Origin of the sequence: Streptococcus halitosis (genome assembly GCF_027691175.1) — a bacterium.
GTDB classification, from domain to species: domain Bacteria; phylum Bacillota; class Bacilli; order Lactobacillales; family Streptococcaceae; genus Streptococcus; species Streptococcus halitosis_A.
The window spans coordinates 1,155,571-1,170,800 of the sequence record NZ_JAQFBD010000001.1 but is presented as its reverse complement, the minus strand read 5'-3'; the positions used below and the strand labels follow the sequence as shown (position 1 = coordinate 1,170,800).

The window sequence follows — 15,230 nt, the reverse complement described above, 5'->3', positions numbered from 1 at the left end:
TAGAAGCGTCAGTCAAAGGAGAATGATGCATGTTCGAATATTTTTTGTTTGGAATGAAAACGATGTGGGAAAGTCCTGTCTTTAGTTTTGCCTTTTACTTATTAGCCTCTATTCTTTTACTAATCTTTTGGCGACGTTTTATAATTGTCCGTCGTAGTGGTGGTGATTTTTTTGCCCCGTTTCACATTGCTAATGGGAGATTTTATATTCACAATGCTTTTGTATTTGTGAAGAGAATCATTCCGCTGAATAACATCAGAAGGATTGAAGTCAAATATATTCGAAGTGTCAAATTGAATGGGGCAAGTTATCATTTGTTTATCGAAAGAAAAGATGGAAAAGCTGTCAGTTTTTTCTTCGGACAATCAAAACAGAATGATCTCCTTGTGAAGAATCTAAAGAATGAAACTAAAAACTACCATATTAGAATTGTAATAGATGGATAAGTGTTTAGCTTAAGAAAGGAATGATCATGGATAAGCTACAAGAAGTCAGAGAAAATGAACAGTTAAGGACCTTACTGATGACTGAATGTGATATTTATTTTTATGACAAGATAAGTGAAGTTCAGTTTTCAGGGAACAATGAGGAATACTCTCTTGCCTGTAAGGCATTTGCTCAAGACGGTAGTGGGGGAGAATATGTTTTTCTCGAAGATAACAGCATAGGCTTTATCGGAAGTGAGGGCCAAGTGGGGAGAGTAGCAGAAAGTCTGGATGACTTACTGACATTCCTACTTCACGCAGGTTGTATTTCGGATTTTAGCTGTCGGTATCTTTATCAGAACACAGACTTATTGAAAGCATTTTGTAGGGGCTATGTGTCTAAAATACGAGAAAGCTATCAGGCTAAGCAGGAAAATTGGGATCTGGTACGAGGAAATATGGCTCAAAAACTATCACTTGATTTCAATCCCCAAAAACTAGAAAAAGTAGCCACGGCATTTTATCAAGCGGCGACAAGGGAGCTTGTCTTTTCCTGTAAGTATATAGACGGTGAAGAAGAGTATACCTGTGATTCAGTCTTGTCGGACAATGTGGGCTTGTGGACGACAGAACTTGTAGGCATGAGTAGAGAAGAAATTGAAAACTATAAAATTTGATAATGTATGATGCTTGCAAGATGATCATTCAACTTTAATGGTATCTTTTCAATGTGAGAGGAAGCTAATCAGTAGGTTGAAAAGTTTATCGTAAGTAACCGAAGGATGCCTGGCATAAGAGAGGATAGATAATGAGTCAGTTAAGAGAAAAGTCTTTCGTTACGCTCAAAGAAGACATAACAAGTAGTTCTCCATTTGACAAGGATCTTCCTATGATATTCTTGGGAGGAATTGCCAATATGGCTGGACACTGAATCTTCATAGGAAAATCGGAGAAGTCTTATTTTGGATATCATATTTCACATTTTAGAGAACTAAGTGAAGATGAGATATAGGACTTTCGCAGTAGGAAAAATAGATGAGGAGTTGAGAATGAATAATCAGATTGACTTGGCACTTCCGAACCTATACGCAGAATTCTTGAGTAAAATTGACAAGGCAGGAGAGTTGATAATAGAGAATACAGGCATCACCTTATACTCAAGACTAGATTTGCTAGAAAGAAACTCCACCTACTAAATAGAAGAGTGGGAACCTGATTTTTTCCTGATTGGGCAAGATGGGGATGTCGCTTTTTTTATAAAGAAAGATTCTGACGACACTATTTATATGAATGATTTGGGGGCATTAGGTTCACTGGAAATGAAACCCATATCTTTGAATATTTTCGAGTTTGTGAAACAAGCGAGTGAACATTTTGATTAATGTTAATAAATTTTTAGTAAATGATAATGATTTGGAGAGTGAACAATGAATTTTGATGAGAGTTTACGGCAATACACTCATGAGCATGAGGGAGTGATCTTTGTTTGGGACAAAGAGCCTGATTGTGACTTTATAGATAAAGTTGAACTGTTATCAAAAAATTATCAGGAAAATCTCAATAGAATTATCAACTTTATGCTAGCTGATCTTAAGGAAATGTATGGAGAAGTCAGCGAGGAAGATGTGAAGAACAAGCTGGGGAAACCTATCATTGACTACAATCAAGGAACAGTTAGTTATTGTGAGCAAACCTTCGATGACTGGCACCTATTTGAGTTTGAATTTTTGGATGACCAATTTGAAATATTGAAATGTTTTTCTGTTAATGGGTAAAGGAAAGATTTATGGAATTCCTCCAATGCCTTGATTTTCTTTGTAGAAAACGTATACAAGAAAGGCTTTTCAAAATGCGTGCTTTATGTTATAATATTCACAAATAAAAGTTTAGGAGTTTTCTATGGTCTCTTCAGAATTTATCTCAAAGATTGAATTTGCTTGTAAGAAGAAAGAAAGTCTTTATAGTCAAAGCAAATTCAAATATGCGATTCGTTCTATGTTTGCAGGTGCTTTTCTAACATTTAGTACAGCTGCGGGTGCAGTTGGGGCTGACTTGATTAATAAGATCGCTCCAGGTAGTGGACGTTTTCTCTTCCCATTTGTTTTTGCTTGGGGATTGGCCTACATTGTTTTCTTGAATGCTGAGTTGGTCACTTCCAACATGATGTTCTTGACAGCTGGTAGTTTCTTGAAAAAAATCTCTTGGAGAAAAACAACTGAGATTTTACTTTACTGTACCTTGTTCAATCTCATCGGAGCTTTGATAGCAGGTTGGGGCTTTGCCCACTCAGCAGCATATGCAAATCTAACACATGATAGCTTCATTTCAGGGGTTGTAGAGATGAAGTTAGGTCGTTCCAATGAGTTAGTCTTACTTGAAGGTATTTTAGCCAATATCTTTGTAAACATTGCCATTCTTTCATTTGTTTTGGTGAAAGACGGTGGGGCCAAACTTTGGCTTGTCTTATCAGCAATTTACATGTTTGTATTCTTAACAAACGAACACATTGCGGCGAACTTTGCTTCTTTCGCGATTGTTAAGTTTAGTGTTGCAGCAGATTCAATTGCTAATTTTGACATACCTAATATTCTTCGTCACTGGGGTGTAACCTTTGTCGGGAACTTTATCGGAGGAGGTCTCTTGATGGGCTTGCCTTACGCCTTCCTCAACAAAAACGAAGATACTTATGTAGATTAAAAAACGGGCACGAGTGAATCGTGCTTTTTTGTTTGAGATGTAAGACTAGTCATAGTTGTTCCTTATATCAAAATATAGAAAAACGGTATTGGAAAAGACTAGCCCAAGATGATACAATATCCCTAATGAAGCTATTTGGAGGTCGTCATATGACTCGTGATTTTAAATTTGAAACCCTACAATTACATGCTGGGCAAGTAGTGGATCCAGCGACCAAATCTCGTGCAGTACCGATTTATCAAACAACATCCTTCGTTTTTGATGACACGCAGGAAGGTGCAGATCTGTTTGCCTTGAGAAAACCAGGCAATATCTATACTCGTATTACCAACCCTACAACAGCGGCATTTGAAGAAAGAATCGCTGCTCTTGAAGGTGGTGTTGGAGCACTAGCGACAGCATCAGGTATGGCTGCTGTAACCTACACTATTTTGGCGCTTGCTCACGCAGGTGACCATGTGGTGGCTGCGTCAACTATTTACGGTGGGACCTTCAACCTCTTGAAAGAAACCCTTCCTCGTTATGGGATCACAACAACCTTTGTGGATGTGGATAATTTGGAAGAAGTGGAAGCAGCTATCAATGACAATACCAAGCTTGTCTTGATTGAAACCTTGGGGAATCCCTTGATTAACATTCCTGACTTGGAAAAATTGGCTGAGATTGCGCATAAACACCAGATTCCTCTCGTTTCAGACAACACTTTTGCCACACCATATTTGATTAACGTCTTCTCTCACGGTGTAGATATTGTCATCCACTCAGCAACTAAGTTTATCGGTGGGCATGGTACGACTATTGGTGGAGTGATTGTCGATAGCGGTCGTTTTGACTGGGCAGCTTCAGGGAAATTCCCTCAATTTGTTGAGGAGGATCCTAGCTACCATAACTTGAGCTATACTCGTGATGTGGGTGCAGCAGCCTTTATTATAGCTGTTCGTGTTCAATTGCTCCGTGATACAGGTGCGGCCTTGTCACCATTTAATGCCTTTCTCTTGCTCCAAGGGCTTGAAACTCTCTCTCTTCGTGTCGAACGCCATGTGCAAAATGCAGAGAAAATTGTTGATTTCCTTGTCAACCATCCTAAGGTAGAAAAAGTCAACTATCCAAAACTAGCTGACAGTCCATATCATGCCTTAGCTGAGAAATATTTGCCAAAAGGTGTGGGTTCAATCTTTACCTTCCATGTTAAAGGTGGAGAAGCAGAAGCTCGCAAGGTGATTGATAATTTGGAAATCTTCTCTGACCTTGCTAACGTAGCAGATGCCAAATCTCTTGTTGTCCATCCTGCGACAACCACTCACGGTCAGTTGTCAGAAAAAGATCTAGAGGCAGCAGGTGTCACACCAAACCAAATCCGCTTGTCGATCGGTCTTGAAAATGTAGAGGATTTGATTGAAGATTTGCGCTTGGCCTTGGAAAAAATTTAAAGTAAAAGATATAAACAGTGGGTTTTGACTCACTGTTTTTGATTTTCCCTCAAGCATGATATAATGGTTACAGAAGTCTAGAAAGAGGAAAGTTATGAACGAAATCAAATGTCCCAACTGTGGGGAAGTCTTTGCAGTAAATGAGAGTCAGTATGCCGAACTCTTATCCCAAGTGAGAACGGCTGAGTTTGATAAGGAATTACACGATCGCATGAAGCAGGAGCTGGCCTTAGCTGAGCAAAAGGCCATGAATGAGCAACAGTCTAAACTGGCTCAGAAGGATCAAGAAATCGCTCAATTGCAGAGTCAAATCCAAAACTTTGATACAGAGAAAGAGTTAGCTAAGAAAGAAGTTGAGCAGGCAAGTCACCAGGCCTTATTAGCAAAGGACAAGGAAGTACAGACCTTGGAAAACCAACTGGCTACCTTGCGTTTGGAGCATGAAAATCAACTGCAAAAGACCCTTTCTGATTTAGAAAGAGAGCGTGATCAGGTCAAAAACCAGCTCCTCTTGCAAGAAAAAGAAAATGAGCTGTCTTTGGCTTCTGTTAAGCAGAATTACGAAGCCCAGCTTAAGGCTGCCAGTGAACAGGTCGAATTCTACAAGAATTTCAAGGCTCAACAATCCACAAAAGCTATCGGTGAAAGTTTGGAACAGTATGCAGAGAGTGAGTTTAACAAGGTTCGTAGTTTTGCCTTTCCAAATGCTTACTTTGAGAAGGATAACAAGATCTCTGCGCGTGGGTCTAAGGGTGACTTTATCTTCCGTGATTTTGATGAAAATGGTCTAGAGTTCATTTCCATCATGTTTGAGATGAAAAATGAAGCGGACGGAACAGAGAAAAAACATAAGAATGCGGATTTTTACAAGGAATTGGACAAGGATCGTCGGGAGAAGAACTGTGAATATGCGGTTCTGGTGACCATGTTAGAAGCAGATAACGACTTCTTTAATACAGGGATTGTGGACGTCAGCCACGAGTATGAGAAAATGTACGTCGTCCGTCCCCAGTTCTTTATCCAGTTGATTGGTCTCTTGCGAAATGCTGCGCTTAATTCTTTGAAATATAAGCAAGAGTTGGCCTTGGTTCGCGAGCAAAATATCGATATTACACATTTTGAGGAAGATTTGGACGCCTTTAAGCTAGCCTTTGCAAAGAACTACAACTCTGCTTCAACCAATTTTGGTAAAGCTATTGATGAAATCGACAAGGCCATCAAACGCATGGAAGATGTCAAAAAGTTCCTAACCACATCCGAAAACCAACTTCGCCTCGCTAATAACAAGTTGGAAGATGTTTCGGTTAAAAAACTAACTCGTAAAAATCCAACTATGAAAGCCAAGTTCGAAGCATTGAGGGGGGAGTAGAAAGCAGTGGAAAATGAATTATTAGTATTGAATACTGAAGAAGTAAATGAGTCCGAAAATTTAAACTATGATGAGTTAGAAGAACTGTTAGAACAGCAATTTACAATGGAGTTTTCTAATCTTGAGAAATTAGAAGTAGATTGTAAAGTAATTAGTTCACCCGATAAATTAGGAGATGTTATTTTAGATGAAATTTGGAATCAATTCGGGAATCAAATTGGTTTAGATATGACAAGTGATACGCTTCTTAAGCAGTATAACGATAAACATCCTAATGGTTATACAAAAGAAGAGGGTGCTAAAATAATGAAAGATAAAAGGTATACTGATGCAAAGAATGCTATGAAAGAAAAGCAAAAATCTGGAAATTTAAAGGATGAATATACTGGAAAAACTTTAAAATTAAATGAAAACGCAAATTTGGATCACGTTGTAGCACGTAAACAAATTTTTGAAAATTCTTGGAGAAAGATTGCTGATATAGATACTGCAGATTTAACAAACAAAAAGGAAAATTTAGCAGCAACTAATGAATCGCTTAATAAAAGTAAAGGTGCAAAATCTAATAGCGAGTATATAAAGGATAGAGAAGTAAGAGAAAAAAATCTAAAAGAACAAGTTGAAAGAGCTAATAAAAAAATTGACAAGAAGGATATTTCAGATTCCGAAAAACGAAATCTTAAAGCTATAAACGAAAAAAGATTAAATGATAAATACATTTTGCATGATTCTGCAAAAGAAACATTAAAAAAATATTTAGAATTACATAGTAACAATCCTGAAAATAAAAATGCAAATGGGCGATTTGTAAGAAATGTATTTGATAGGATAGCACGTTCTAGCGCACGTGTAAAAAAATGCTACAAAGTCAAATTGAGCAATTGCGCGATGATTTTGAGCGTGAACGTACTCAACTAGTGGATCAAATCGATCAAAAAGACAAGCAGATTGCTGACATGATCGGAATCTATCATTTAGAGGTAAAAGTAATGGAGGGGATTTAAATGGGATTTAGGATATTCATGCTAATCGTAGTTTTACTTATTCCGTTAACTATGCTTTTATTTGGCTGGCTATTTTTCAGGAGAACACCGAAAGAAATCAATTATGTATTCGGATACCGAACAAAAAGGTCCATGAGGAATGAAGAAACATGGAAGTTTGCGAATCAATATCTTGGGAAAGTATGGTATCTTTGCGGACTACTTTCAGCACCTCTCTCCGTGATTGCCATGACCATTGTTTTTGAAAAGGGAACGGAGACAATGAGTACTGTTGGCTTTATTATCACGATGATTCAGACAATCCCTTTAGTTGGCGCGATGATTTCAACAGAGATTGCATTGAAGAAAAACTTTGATGAAAACGGGAGAAGGAAATAAACGAGGTATATCCATCACTAGAAGAAAAGCAGCAAATCTTTTGTTACAAAAGATAATTACATTACAATTCTTGAAGAAGATATTTCATGAATGAAATAAGAAAGCAACACATGAACGGTATTATCAACTTAAAAAAAGAAGCGGGGATGACCTCGCATGATGCGGTTTTTAAGCTGCGTAAGATTTTGGGAACCAAGAAAATTGGTCATGGTGGGACCTTGGATCCAGATGTGGTGGGTGTTTTGCCCATTGCGGTTGGCAAGGCGACCCGCATGGTCGAATTTATGCAGGACGAGGGCAAGGTCTATGAGGGGGAAATCACTCTTGGTTATTCAACGACGACCGAGGATGCAAGTGGAGAAGTGGTCACAGAGACACCTGTTTTGTCGCCCTTGGATGAAACCATTGTCGATGAAGCGATTGCGAGTCTGACTGGGCCTATTACTCAGATTCCACCTATGTACTCGGCTGTCAAGGTCAATGGTCGCAAGCTCTATGAGTATGCGCGTGCTGGTCAGGAAGTGGAGCGTCCAGAACGTCAGGTGACCATTTATCAATTTGAACGAACAAGTCCGATTTCTTATGAGGGCGAACTTGCAAGTTTCACTTTTCGTGTAAAATGCAGTAAGGGAACTTATATTCGTACCTTGTCAGTTGATTTGGGAGAGAAGCTGGGTTATGCGGCCCATATGTCCCATTTGACTCGGACGAGTGCAGCAGGTTTACAACTGGAGGATGCTCTTACCTTGGACGAAATTGCTGAAAAAGTGGAGGCTGATCAACTGGACTTTCTCCATCCTCTCGAAATTGGAATAGGGGATCTTGTCAAAGTTTTCCTAACTCCAGAAGAGGCTACAGAAGTGCGCTTTGGTCGTTTTATCGAGCTAGACCAAACGGACCAAGAATTGGCTGCCTTTGAGGGAGATACATTGCTAGCCATTCTAGAAAAAAGGGACAATTTTTACAAACCAAGGAAGGTTTTTAGCTAGTTTAACTAGAGTGTGGGGATGGAATCGTTTCCCCCTAGACTATCCAAATCAGACTATAAATTTTGAAAAAAATATGATAGAATAGACGACGGATAAAAAAACGGAGGATAGCATGCAAAATAGACCAATCATTATCGGAGTGACAGGTGGTTCTGGTGGTGGTAAAACCAGTGTTTCAAGAGCCATTTTATCGCATTTTCCTGATGAAAAGATTTCCATGATTGAGCATGATTCATACTACAAGGATCAGTCTCACTTGACCTTTGAAGAGCGTGTCAAAACCAACTACGACCATCCATTTGCCTTTGATACAGACTTGATGATCGAGCAGATTAAGGAATTGTTGGCAGGGCGTCCGGTGGACATTCCAACTTATGACTATACAGAACATACACGGAGTAGCAAGACCTATCGTCAGGAGCCTCAGGATGTCTTTATCGTTGAGGGGATTTTGGTCTTGGAGGATAAGCGCCTGCGCGATTTGATGGATATCAAGATTTTTGTGGATACAGATGATGACGTGCGTATTATTCGTCGTATCAAGCGTGATATGGAGGAGCGTGGACGTAGCCTTGACAGTGTCATTGAGCAGTACTTGGGTGTAGTTAAACCTATGTACCACCAGTTTATCGAGCCGACTAAGCGTTATGCCGATATCGTCATTCCTGAGGGAGTCAGCAATACCGTTGCTATCGACCTTTTGACCACCAAGATTGCAAAGATCTTGGAAGAAGCACGAAACAGCAAATAATCAGATGAGGAGGCCTAGCCTCCTTTTTCTATTTTTCCTTTGGTTTCAGTAGGAAAAAGGTGATTTTTAATCATCTTTTTGGTATAATAATACCCATGGAAAAGCAAGAAAATGAATAGTAGGTGGAGATGGAAAAGTATTTATCGGTAACAACTTTGACTAAGTATCTGAAAATGAAATTCGATAAAGACCCTTACTTGGAACGGGTCTATTTAACTGGTCAAGTTTCCAACTTTCGTAAACGTCCTACTCACCAATATTTCTCCCTAAAGGATGACCATGCAGTTATTCAAGCGACCATCTGGTCTGGGATTTATCAGAAATTAGGTTTCGACCTGGAAGAAGGAATGAAGATCAATGTGATTGGGCGTGTGCAGGTTTATGAACCAAGCGGTAGCTACTCCATCATCATTGAAAAGGCTGAGCCTGACGGGGTTGGGGCGCTTGCGATTCAGTTTGAACAACTCAAGAAAAAATTGACAGAAGAAGGCCTGTTTCAAGAACGCTTCAAGCAACCTCTTCCCCAGTTTGCTAAGAGAATTGGTGTAGTAACCAGTCGCAGTGGTGCTGTTATTCAGGATATTATCACGACCGTCAGCAGACGTTTTCCAGGTGTCGACATTCTTCTCTATGCGACCAAGGTACAAGGTGATGGAGCTGCGGAGGAAATTGCTCGAAATATTGCGCGTGCCAATCAACGTGAGGACCTAGATGTTCTCATCATTGGTCGTGGTGGGGGTTCCATCGAGGATCTCTGGGCTTTTAACGAAGAGATCGTGGTACGGGCTATTTTTGAATCTCGTTTGCCAGTTATTTCTAGTGTTGGGCATGAGACGGATGTGACCTTGGCAGACTTTGTGGCCGATCGTCGTGCTGCGACGCCAACAGCTGCGGCTGAATTGGCAACGCCTGTGACCAAGTTGGATCTCTTGAGCCATTTACAAAATCAAGAAAAGCGGATGGCAACAGCAGTTCAGAATGTCCTGTCAAGAAAAAAAGAAGCTCTGAAAAAATGTAGTCAGTCAGTTATCTTTAGACAGCCAGAGCGCTTGTATGATGGATATTTGCAACGGTTAGATCAACTACAACTGCGATTAAAACAAAGTTTGCGAACACGGATTTCTGATAACAAACAGCTAGTCCAAGCAAGGACGCATCAACTAGTCCAATTATCACCTATAACCAAAATCCAACGCTATCAAGACCAACTTGCTCAGTTGGACAAGCTCCTTCGTAGCCAAATGGCGCTGGTTTATGATGCCAAGGTTGCTGAGGTCAAGAGACTTTCGGAAGCCTTGTTGATGTTGGATACCAGTCGAATAGTTGCGCGTGGCTATGCAATTGTCAAAAAAGAAGAGTCAGTTGTGGATTCGGTTGAGAAGTTGAAGAAAAAAGACCAAGTGACGCTTTTGATGCGAGATGGTCAAGTAGAATTAGAGGTTAAAGATGTCAAAACAAAAGAAATTTGAGGATAATCTAGCAGAACTTGAGTCCATTGTCCAAAGTTTAGAAAATGGCGAAATCGCTCTAGAAGATGCGATTGCGGCCTTTCAAAAGGGCATGGTTTTGTCAAAAGAGCTCCAAGCGACGCTGGACAAGGCTGAAAAGACCTTGGTTAAGGTCATGCAAGAAGACGGAACAGAAAGTGATTTTGAATGAAGAAGCAAGAAAAATTAGCTCTTGTTGAGTCGGCTTTGGAAAATTTTTATGGAGACCAGCAGTTTGCCTCTAGTTTGCGAGAGTCCGTTCTCTATTCCATTCATGCTGGTGGCAAGCGTATTCGGCCTTTTCTCTTGTTAGAAGTTCTGGAAGCCTTGCAAGTAGTTATCCAACCAGCACATGCTCAAGTGGCGGCTGCATTGGAAATGATTCATACAGGAAGCTTGATTCACGATGACCTTCCAGCTATGGATGACGACGATTATCGTCGGGGACGCTTGACAAATCATAAGAAATTTGGCGAAGCTATGGCCATTTTGGCAGGTGATGCTTTGTTCCTAGACCCCTATGCCTTGATAGCGCGGGCAGATTTACCAAGTCAGATCAAGGTGGACTTGATAGCCAAATTATCCCTTGCGTCAGGTAGTCTGGGCATGGTGGCAGGGCAGGTTCTGGACATGGAGGGTGAACGTCAGCACTTGTCTTTGGCAGAACTCCAGACCATTCATGCCAATAAGACTGGGAAATTACTAGCTTATCCCTTCCAAGCAGCTGCTATCATAGCTGAATTAGAACCAGAAATCCAAGTAAAACTGAAAACTGTGGGTGAATTGATTGGGCTGGCCTTTCAAGTCAGAGATGATGTACTGGATGTGACAGCTAGTTTTGAGGAAATCGGCAAAACACCACAAAAGGATTTACAAGCTGAAAAATCAACCTATCCTGCCTTGTTGGGCTTGCAAGATGCCATTGCCTTTTGTAACGAAACTTTGGATCAAGCTAATGAAAAATTAGAAGAAATTGCCCAGCAGGTTCCCTTTGAAACAGAATCGATTGTGAAAGTAGTAGAAAGTTTGAGAATCAATGGCTAAGGAAAGAGTGGATGTACTAGCTTATAAGCAGGGCTTGTTTGAAACACGTGAACAAGCCAAGCGGGGTGTTATGGCAGGGCTTGTTGTGGCTGTTCTTAATGGAGAGCGTTTTGACAAACCAGGAGAGAAAATCCCAGATGATACTGAGTTAAAACTCAAGGGTGAAAAACTCAAGTATGTCAGCCGAGGTGGTTTGAAACTGGAAAAGGCTTTGCAGGTCTTTGAATTGTCAGTGGAAGGGGCAACTACGATTGATATAGGAGCATCTACTGGTGGCTTTACTGATGTGATGCTACAGAATAGTGCTGAGTTAGTCTTTGCAGTCGATGTTGGCACCAATCAGTTGGCTTGGAAATTACGTCAAGACCCACGGGTTGTCAGCATGGAGCAGTTTAATTTTCGTTACGCTGAAAAGACTGATTTTGAGCAGGAACCGAGCTTTGCCAGTATTGATGTGAGTTTCATTTCCCTAAGTTTGATTCTACCAGCATTGCACCGTGTCTTGGCTGATCAAGGTCAGGTCGTGGCTCTGGTTAAGCCCCAATTTGAAGCAGGTCGTGAGCAGATTGGGAAAAATGGGATTATTCGTGATGCCAAGGTTCATCAAACTGTCCTTGAATATGTCACTGCTATGGCAGTTAAGCAAGGTTTTTCAGTGCTTGGTTTGGACTTTTCTCCCATCCAAGGTGGACATGGAAACATCGAATTTCTGGCATATTTGAAAAAGGAAGAGGGAGCAAGTAATCAAGTTGCCCCTGAAATAGAAAAAGTTGTAGAGAGAGCACATAGAGAATTTAAAGATGAATAAAAAAGAGAGACTTGAAAAAATTAGAAGATTTGTTACGGATTACCAAATCGGGACTCAGGAAGAAATCGTTGAGCATTTGAAGGAAGCAGGTATTTCTGCTACGCAGGCCACTGTCTCAAGGGACATCAAGGAGCTTGGTATTGTTAAAATTCCTTTGAAGAACAACACATATATCTATGAGTTGCCAAAATCAATCGTCAAAAGTTTGCAGTTGGCTGAGGACAATATTGTGAGTTCCGAGCTAATGGGAAATATGATCAACCTTGCTGTCATTCCTGGAAATACTATTTTTGTGAAGAGTCAGTTGGTTGAAGCATTTTCTGAACAGATTTTTAGCTGTCTAGCTGATGATGATTCTATCTTAATTGTAGCTAGAACAGCAGAGGCAGCTGAAGAAATTGTTGAACAAGTCAAAAAATGGTAGGTCAGTATGTTACTTGAAATTTCGATAAAAAACTTTGCCATTATTGAGGCGATTTCCCTCAATTTTGAAAAGGGTATGACTGTTTTGACCGGGGAAACGGGTGCTGGAAAGTCTATCATTATCGACGCTATGAATCTCATGTTGGGGGCTCGTGCAACGACAGACGTTATTCGTCACGGTGCTCCTAAGGCAGAGATAGAGGGACTTTTCTCAGTTGAAAATAGTCGCCTTTTACAGGAACTTTTTGAAGAGCAAGGTTTGGAAATGGGTGATGAAATTATCATCCGCCGGGAAATTTTGCAAAATGGTCGTAGTGTTAGTCGTGTGAATGGTCAGATGGTCAATCTTTCTGTCTTGCGTGCCATTGGGCAACACCTTGTGGATATCCATGGTCAGCATGACCAAGAGGAGTTAATGCGTCCTCAACTGCACATCCAGATGTTGGATGAGTTTGGTGATGCAGCTTTCTTGGACTTGAAGGAGACCTATCAGACGAGCTTTGATGCCTATCGTAAAATGCGCAAGCAGGTTTTGGAAGTTAAGAAAAACCAGCAAGAACACAAGGCTCGTATTGAGATGTTGGAATTTCAAATGGCAGAGATTGAGGCTGCAAACTTGCAGGCTGGTGAAGACTTGGCTCTCAACCAAGAACGAGATAAGCTTCTCAATCATAAGAACATTGCGGATACGCTAACCAATGCCTATAGTATGTTGGACAATGAGGAATTCTCCAGTCTTGCTAATGTCCGTTCAGCCATGAATGACATGGAAAGTGTCGAAGAATTTGACCCTAAATACCGTGAAATTTCAAGTTCTCTATCAGAGACCTACTATGTTTTAGAAGATATTACAAAGCGTTTGGAAGATATTATTGAAGATCTAGATTTTGATGGCAATCGCCTCATGCAGGTTGAGAATCGCCTAGATCTTCTGAATACTATTTCCCGTAAGTACGGTGGAACTGTGGATGATGTCCTGCTTTATTTTGCTAAGATTACGGATGAGTACAATCTCTTGACGGGTAATAACCTTTCTTCCGAAGACATGGAAACAGAGCTCAAGAAATTGGAAGTTAATCTTGTTGATTTGGCAGGGCAGCTTGCAACAGCTCGTCATGATTTGGCCCAGCAGCTTGAAGCAGAAATTAAACAAGAACTGCAAGACCTCTATATGGAGAAGGCTCAATTTCAAGTTCGCTTTAGTAAGAGCAAGTTCAGCCGTGAGGGGAATGAAACAGTTGAGTTTTACATTTCCACCAACCCTGGTGAAGACTTTAAACCCTTGGTTAAAGTTGCGTCCGGTGGGGAATTATCCCGCCTCATGCTAGCTATTAAATCCGCCTTTTCTCGTAAGGAAGGTAAGACTAGTATTGTCTTTGATGAGGTGGATACAGGTGTTTCAGGTCGTGTGGCCCAAGCCATCGCTCAAAAGATTCATAAGATTGGTCAGCATGGTCAGGTTCTTGCTATTTCTCATCTACCACAAGTAATTGCCATCGCGAATTATCAATTCTTTATTGAGAAGATTAGCGATGAGCACTCAACAGTTTCGACTGTTCGTCTCTTAACTTTAGAAGAGCGAGTAGAGGAAGTCGCTAAAATGTTGGCTGGGGAAAATGTAACCGAAGCTGCCCTTACTCAAGCTAGAGAATTATTGCAAACGAGGATGAAATAAATGACAGACTATTATGTAATTGGAGATGTCCATGGAAAAGCAGGTATGCTGGAAGACCTTCTCAAAACATGGGATGGTCACACCCAGTTGCTTTTTCTAGGGGATTTGATTGATCGAGGTGAAGATAGTCGCCGTGTTCTAGAAATGGTTAAGGACTTGGTGGATAATCAAGGGGCTATCTGTCTATCAGGAAACCACGAGTATATGTTTTTGACTTGGTTGGACCACCCTGAAGAAAGCTATGACCACTATCGTCGAAATGGTGGTGATACAACCATTAACTCAATCCTAGGGCGTCCTTTGGATGCACCAGTTGATGGCGTAGAAGATGCCAAACGGGTTGCGACTGAAGCAGCAGACTTGGTCGAATTTATTCGTCAAATGCCATTTGTAGTAGAGACAGACAAATATATCTTTGTTCACGCAGGTATTGATTTAACTTTGGATGATTGGCATGAAACAACAGATTATAAGAAAGTCTGGCTCAGAAAACCATTCCACGAAGCCGAAAATCATACTGGAAAAACCATTGTCTTTGGGCATACACCGGTTTATGGTTTGCTCAAGCAAGACCGAGGTACTGCTGAGCTTTGGATAAAAGAGGATGACAAGATTGGCATGGATGGAGGAGCTGTTTATGGTGGTGTCCTTCATGGGATCGTCTTTACTGACCAAGGTATGACCGAACACCACTTTATCGAAAATGATGGTTTTATTGCCGAAGATTAGTACTCCTAGCAGGGTATGGTC

At 40.7% G+C, this 15,230-nt stretch carries 18 protein-coding genes and 1 pseudogene; all 19 read left to right on the top strand.

Translation table 11 applies throughout. The features are described from left to right. Positions 1–29 precede the first annotated feature (29 nt). The 19 genes and pseudogenes from PG086_RS05700 (at position 30) to PG086_RS05610 (ending at position 15,209) form a co-directional block, all read left to right on the top strand. Positions 30–446 (top strand): hypothetical protein, encoded by a 417-nt coding sequence (locus PG086_RS05700; protein WP_109290096.1) that lies wholly within the window; start codon positions 30–32, stop codon positions 444–446. 26 nt (positions 447–472) lie between these two features. Beyond that, positions 473–1,102 carry a hypothetical protein gene (locus PG086_RS05695; protein WP_270748059.1) on the top strand — a complete coding sequence of 210 codons (630 nt, stop codon included), beginning with the start codon at positions 473–475 and terminating at the stop codon, positions 1,100–1,102. Positions 1,103–1,233: 131 nt separating this feature from the next. Beyond that, complete coding sequence (locus PG086_RS05690; RefSeq protein WP_260467783.1) at positions 1,234–1,356, top strand: hypothetical protein; 123 nt, start codon at positions 1,234–1,236, stop codon at positions 1,354–1,356. A gap of 118 nt (positions 1,357–1,474) precedes the next feature. Beyond that, positions 1,475–1,807 (top strand): annotated as a pseudogene (locus PG086_RS05685) (hypothetical protein). Between the two features lie 45 nt (positions 1,808–1,852). Next, positions 1,853–2,200: a hypothetical protein gene (locus PG086_RS05680; RefSeq protein WP_084873230.1), complete on the top strand. Its 348-nt coding sequence runs from the start codon at positions 1,853–1,855 to the stop codon at positions 2,198–2,200. Between the two features lie 124 nt (positions 2,201–2,324). Beyond that, positions 2,325–3,122 (top strand): formate/nitrite transporter family protein, encoded by a 798-nt coding sequence (locus tag PG086_RS05675; protein ID WP_084939752.1) that lies wholly within the window; start codon positions 2,325–2,327, stop codon positions 3,120–3,122. A gap of 149 nt (positions 3,123–3,271) precedes the next feature. Next, positions 3,272–4,552 carry an O-acetylhomoserine aminocarboxypropyltransferase/cysteine synthase family protein gene (locus PG086_RS05670; RefSeq protein ID WP_270748054.1) on the top strand — a complete coding sequence of 427 codons (1,281 nt, stop codon included), beginning with the start codon at positions 3,272–3,274 and terminating at the stop codon, positions 4,550–4,552. A gap of 94 nt (positions 4,553–4,646) precedes the next feature. After that, the gene (locus tag PG086_RS05665; RefSeq protein ID WP_270748053.1) at positions 4,647–5,921 is read left to right on the top strand and encodes a DUF2130 domain-containing protein; all 1,275 of its coding nucleotides are present in this window, start codon (positions 4,647–4,649) and stop codon (positions 5,919–5,921) included. A gap of 6 nt (positions 5,922–5,927) precedes the next feature. Beyond that, the gene (locus PG086_RS05660) at positions 5,928–6,839 is read left to right on the top strand and encodes a hypothetical protein (RefSeq protein WP_270748052.1); all 912 of its coding nucleotides are present in this window, start codon (positions 5,928–5,930) and stop codon (positions 6,837–6,839) included. An 86-nt stretch (positions 6,840–6,925) separates the two neighbouring features. Next, positions 6,926–7,303 carry an SdpI family protein gene (locus PG086_RS05655; protein WP_270748051.1) on the top strand — a complete coding sequence of 126 codons (378 nt, stop codon included), beginning with the start codon at positions 6,926–6,928 and terminating at the stop codon, positions 7,301–7,303. Between the two features lie 110 nt (positions 7,304–7,413). After that, on the top strand, positions 7,414–8,292 hold the full coding sequence (gene truB, locus PG086_RS05650; protein WP_125416005.1) for a tRNA pseudouridine(55) synthase TruB: 879 nt from the start codon (positions 7,414–7,416) through the stop codon (positions 8,290–8,292). A 112-nt stretch (positions 8,293–8,404) separates the two neighbouring features. Beyond that, positions 8,405–9,043 carry a uridine kinase gene (udk, locus tag PG086_RS05645; protein ID WP_009730252.1) on the top strand — a complete coding sequence of 213 codons (639 nt, stop codon included), beginning with the start codon at positions 8,405–8,407 and terminating at the stop codon, positions 9,041–9,043. Between the two features lie 128 nt (positions 9,044–9,171). Then, on the top strand, positions 9,172–10,512 hold the full coding sequence (xseA, locus tag PG086_RS05640) for an exodeoxyribonuclease VII large subunit (RefSeq protein WP_270748050.1): 1,341 nt from the start codon (positions 9,172–9,174) through the stop codon (positions 10,510–10,512). After that, entirely contained in the window at positions 10,490–10,702 is a 213-nt protein-coding gene (locus tag PG086_RS05635; protein WP_084944567.1) for an exodeoxyribonuclease VII small subunit, read from the top strand. Before xseA ends, PG086_RS05635 begins: the two co-directional genes overlap by 23 nt. Next, positions 10,699–11,574, top strand: a complete 876-nt coding sequence (locus PG086_RS05630; protein WP_096422093.1) for a polyprenyl synthetase family protein — start codon at positions 10,699–10,701, stop codon at positions 11,572–11,574. Before PG086_RS05635 ends, PG086_RS05630 begins: the two co-directional genes overlap by 4 nt. Continuing rightward, positions 11,567–12,382: a TlyA family RNA methyltransferase gene (locus PG086_RS05625; RefSeq protein WP_096422095.1), complete on the top strand. Its 816-nt coding sequence runs from the start codon at positions 11,567–11,569 to the stop codon at positions 12,380–12,382. Before PG086_RS05630 ends, PG086_RS05625 begins: the two co-directional genes overlap by 8 nt. Further along, complete coding sequence (locus PG086_RS05620; RefSeq protein WP_001034390.1) at positions 12,375–12,806, top strand: arginine repressor; 432 nt, start codon at positions 12,375–12,377, stop codon at positions 12,804–12,806. The genes PG086_RS05625 and PG086_RS05620 overlap by 8 nt, the downstream gene beginning before the upstream one ends. 6 nt (positions 12,807–12,812) lie before the next feature. Continuing rightward, complete coding sequence (gene recN / locus PG086_RS05615) at positions 12,813–14,480, top strand: DNA repair protein RecN (RefSeq protein ID WP_096422097.1); 1,668 nt, start codon at positions 12,813–12,815, stop codon at positions 14,478–14,480. Further along, on the top strand, positions 14,481–15,209 hold the full coding sequence (locus PG086_RS05610) for a metallophosphoesterase (protein ID WP_270748048.1): 729 nt from the start codon (positions 14,481–14,483) through the stop codon (positions 15,207–15,209). It abuts the gene before it with no gap. Positions 15,210–15,230: the final 21 nt, after the last annotated feature.

What these genes read in the sequence shown, in the direction of transcription:
- PG086_RS05700 (WP_109290096.1), top strand. Translation starts at nt 30, where the DNA reads ATGTTCGAATATTTTTTGTTTGGAATGAAAACGATGTGGGAAAGTCCT.
- PG086_RS05695 (WP_270748059.1), top strand. Translation starts at nt 473, where the DNA reads ATGGATAAGCTACAAGAAGTCAGAGAAAATGAACAGTTAAGGACCTTA.
- PG086_RS05690 (WP_260467783.1), top strand. Translation starts at nt 1,234, where the DNA reads ATGAGTCAGTTAAGAGAAAAGTCTTTCGTTACGCTCAAAGAAGACATA.
- PG086_RS05680 (WP_084873230.1), top strand. Translation starts at nt 1,853, where the DNA reads ATGAATTTTGATGAGAGTTTACGGCAATACACTCATGAGCATGAGGGA.
- PG086_RS05675 (WP_084939752.1), top strand. Translation starts at nt 2,325, where the DNA reads ATGGTCTCTTCAGAATTTATCTCAAAGATTGAATTTGCTTGTAAGAAG.
- PG086_RS05670 (WP_270748054.1), top strand. Translation starts at nt 3,272, where the DNA reads ATGACTCGTGATTTTAAATTTGAAACCCTACAATTACATGCTGGGCAA.
- PG086_RS05665 (WP_270748053.1), top strand. Translation starts at nt 4,647, where the DNA reads ATGAACGAAATCAAATGTCCCAACTGTGGGGAAGTCTTTGCAGTAAAT.
- PG086_RS05655 (WP_270748051.1), top strand. Translation starts at nt 6,926, where the DNA reads ATGGGATTTAGGATATTCATGCTAATCGTAGTTTTACTTATTCCGTTA.
- truB (WP_125416005.1), top strand. Translation starts at nt 7,414, where the DNA reads ATGAACGGTATTATCAACTTAAAAAAAGAAGCGGGGATGACCTCGCAT.
- udk (WP_009730252.1), top strand. Translation starts at nt 8,405, where the DNA reads ATGCAAAATAGACCAATCATTATCGGAGTGACAGGTGGTTCTGGTGGT.
- xseA (WP_270748050.1), top strand. Translation starts at nt 9,172, where the DNA reads ATGGAAAAGTATTTATCGGTAACAACTTTGACTAAGTATCTGAAAATG.
- PG086_RS05635 (WP_084944567.1), top strand. Translation starts at nt 10,490, where the DNA reads ATGTCAAAACAAAAGAAATTTGAGGATAATCTAGCAGAACTTGAGTCC.
- PG086_RS05630 (WP_096422093.1), top strand. Translation starts at nt 10,699, where the DNA reads ATGAAGAAGCAAGAAAAATTAGCTCTTGTTGAGTCGGCTTTGGAAAAT.
- PG086_RS05625 (WP_096422095.1), top strand. Translation starts at nt 11,567, where the DNA reads ATGGCTAAGGAAAGAGTGGATGTACTAGCTTATAAGCAGGGCTTGTTT.
- PG086_RS05620 (WP_001034390.1), top strand. Translation starts at nt 12,375, where the DNA reads ATGAATAAAAAAGAGAGACTTGAAAAAATTAGAAGATTTGTTACGGAT.
- recN (WP_096422097.1), top strand. Translation starts at nt 12,813, where the DNA reads ATGTTACTTGAAATTTCGATAAAAAACTTTGCCATTATTGAGGCGATT.
- PG086_RS05610 (WP_270748048.1), top strand. Translation starts at nt 14,481, where the DNA reads ATGACAGACTATTATGTAATTGGAGATGTCCATGGAAAAGCAGGTATG.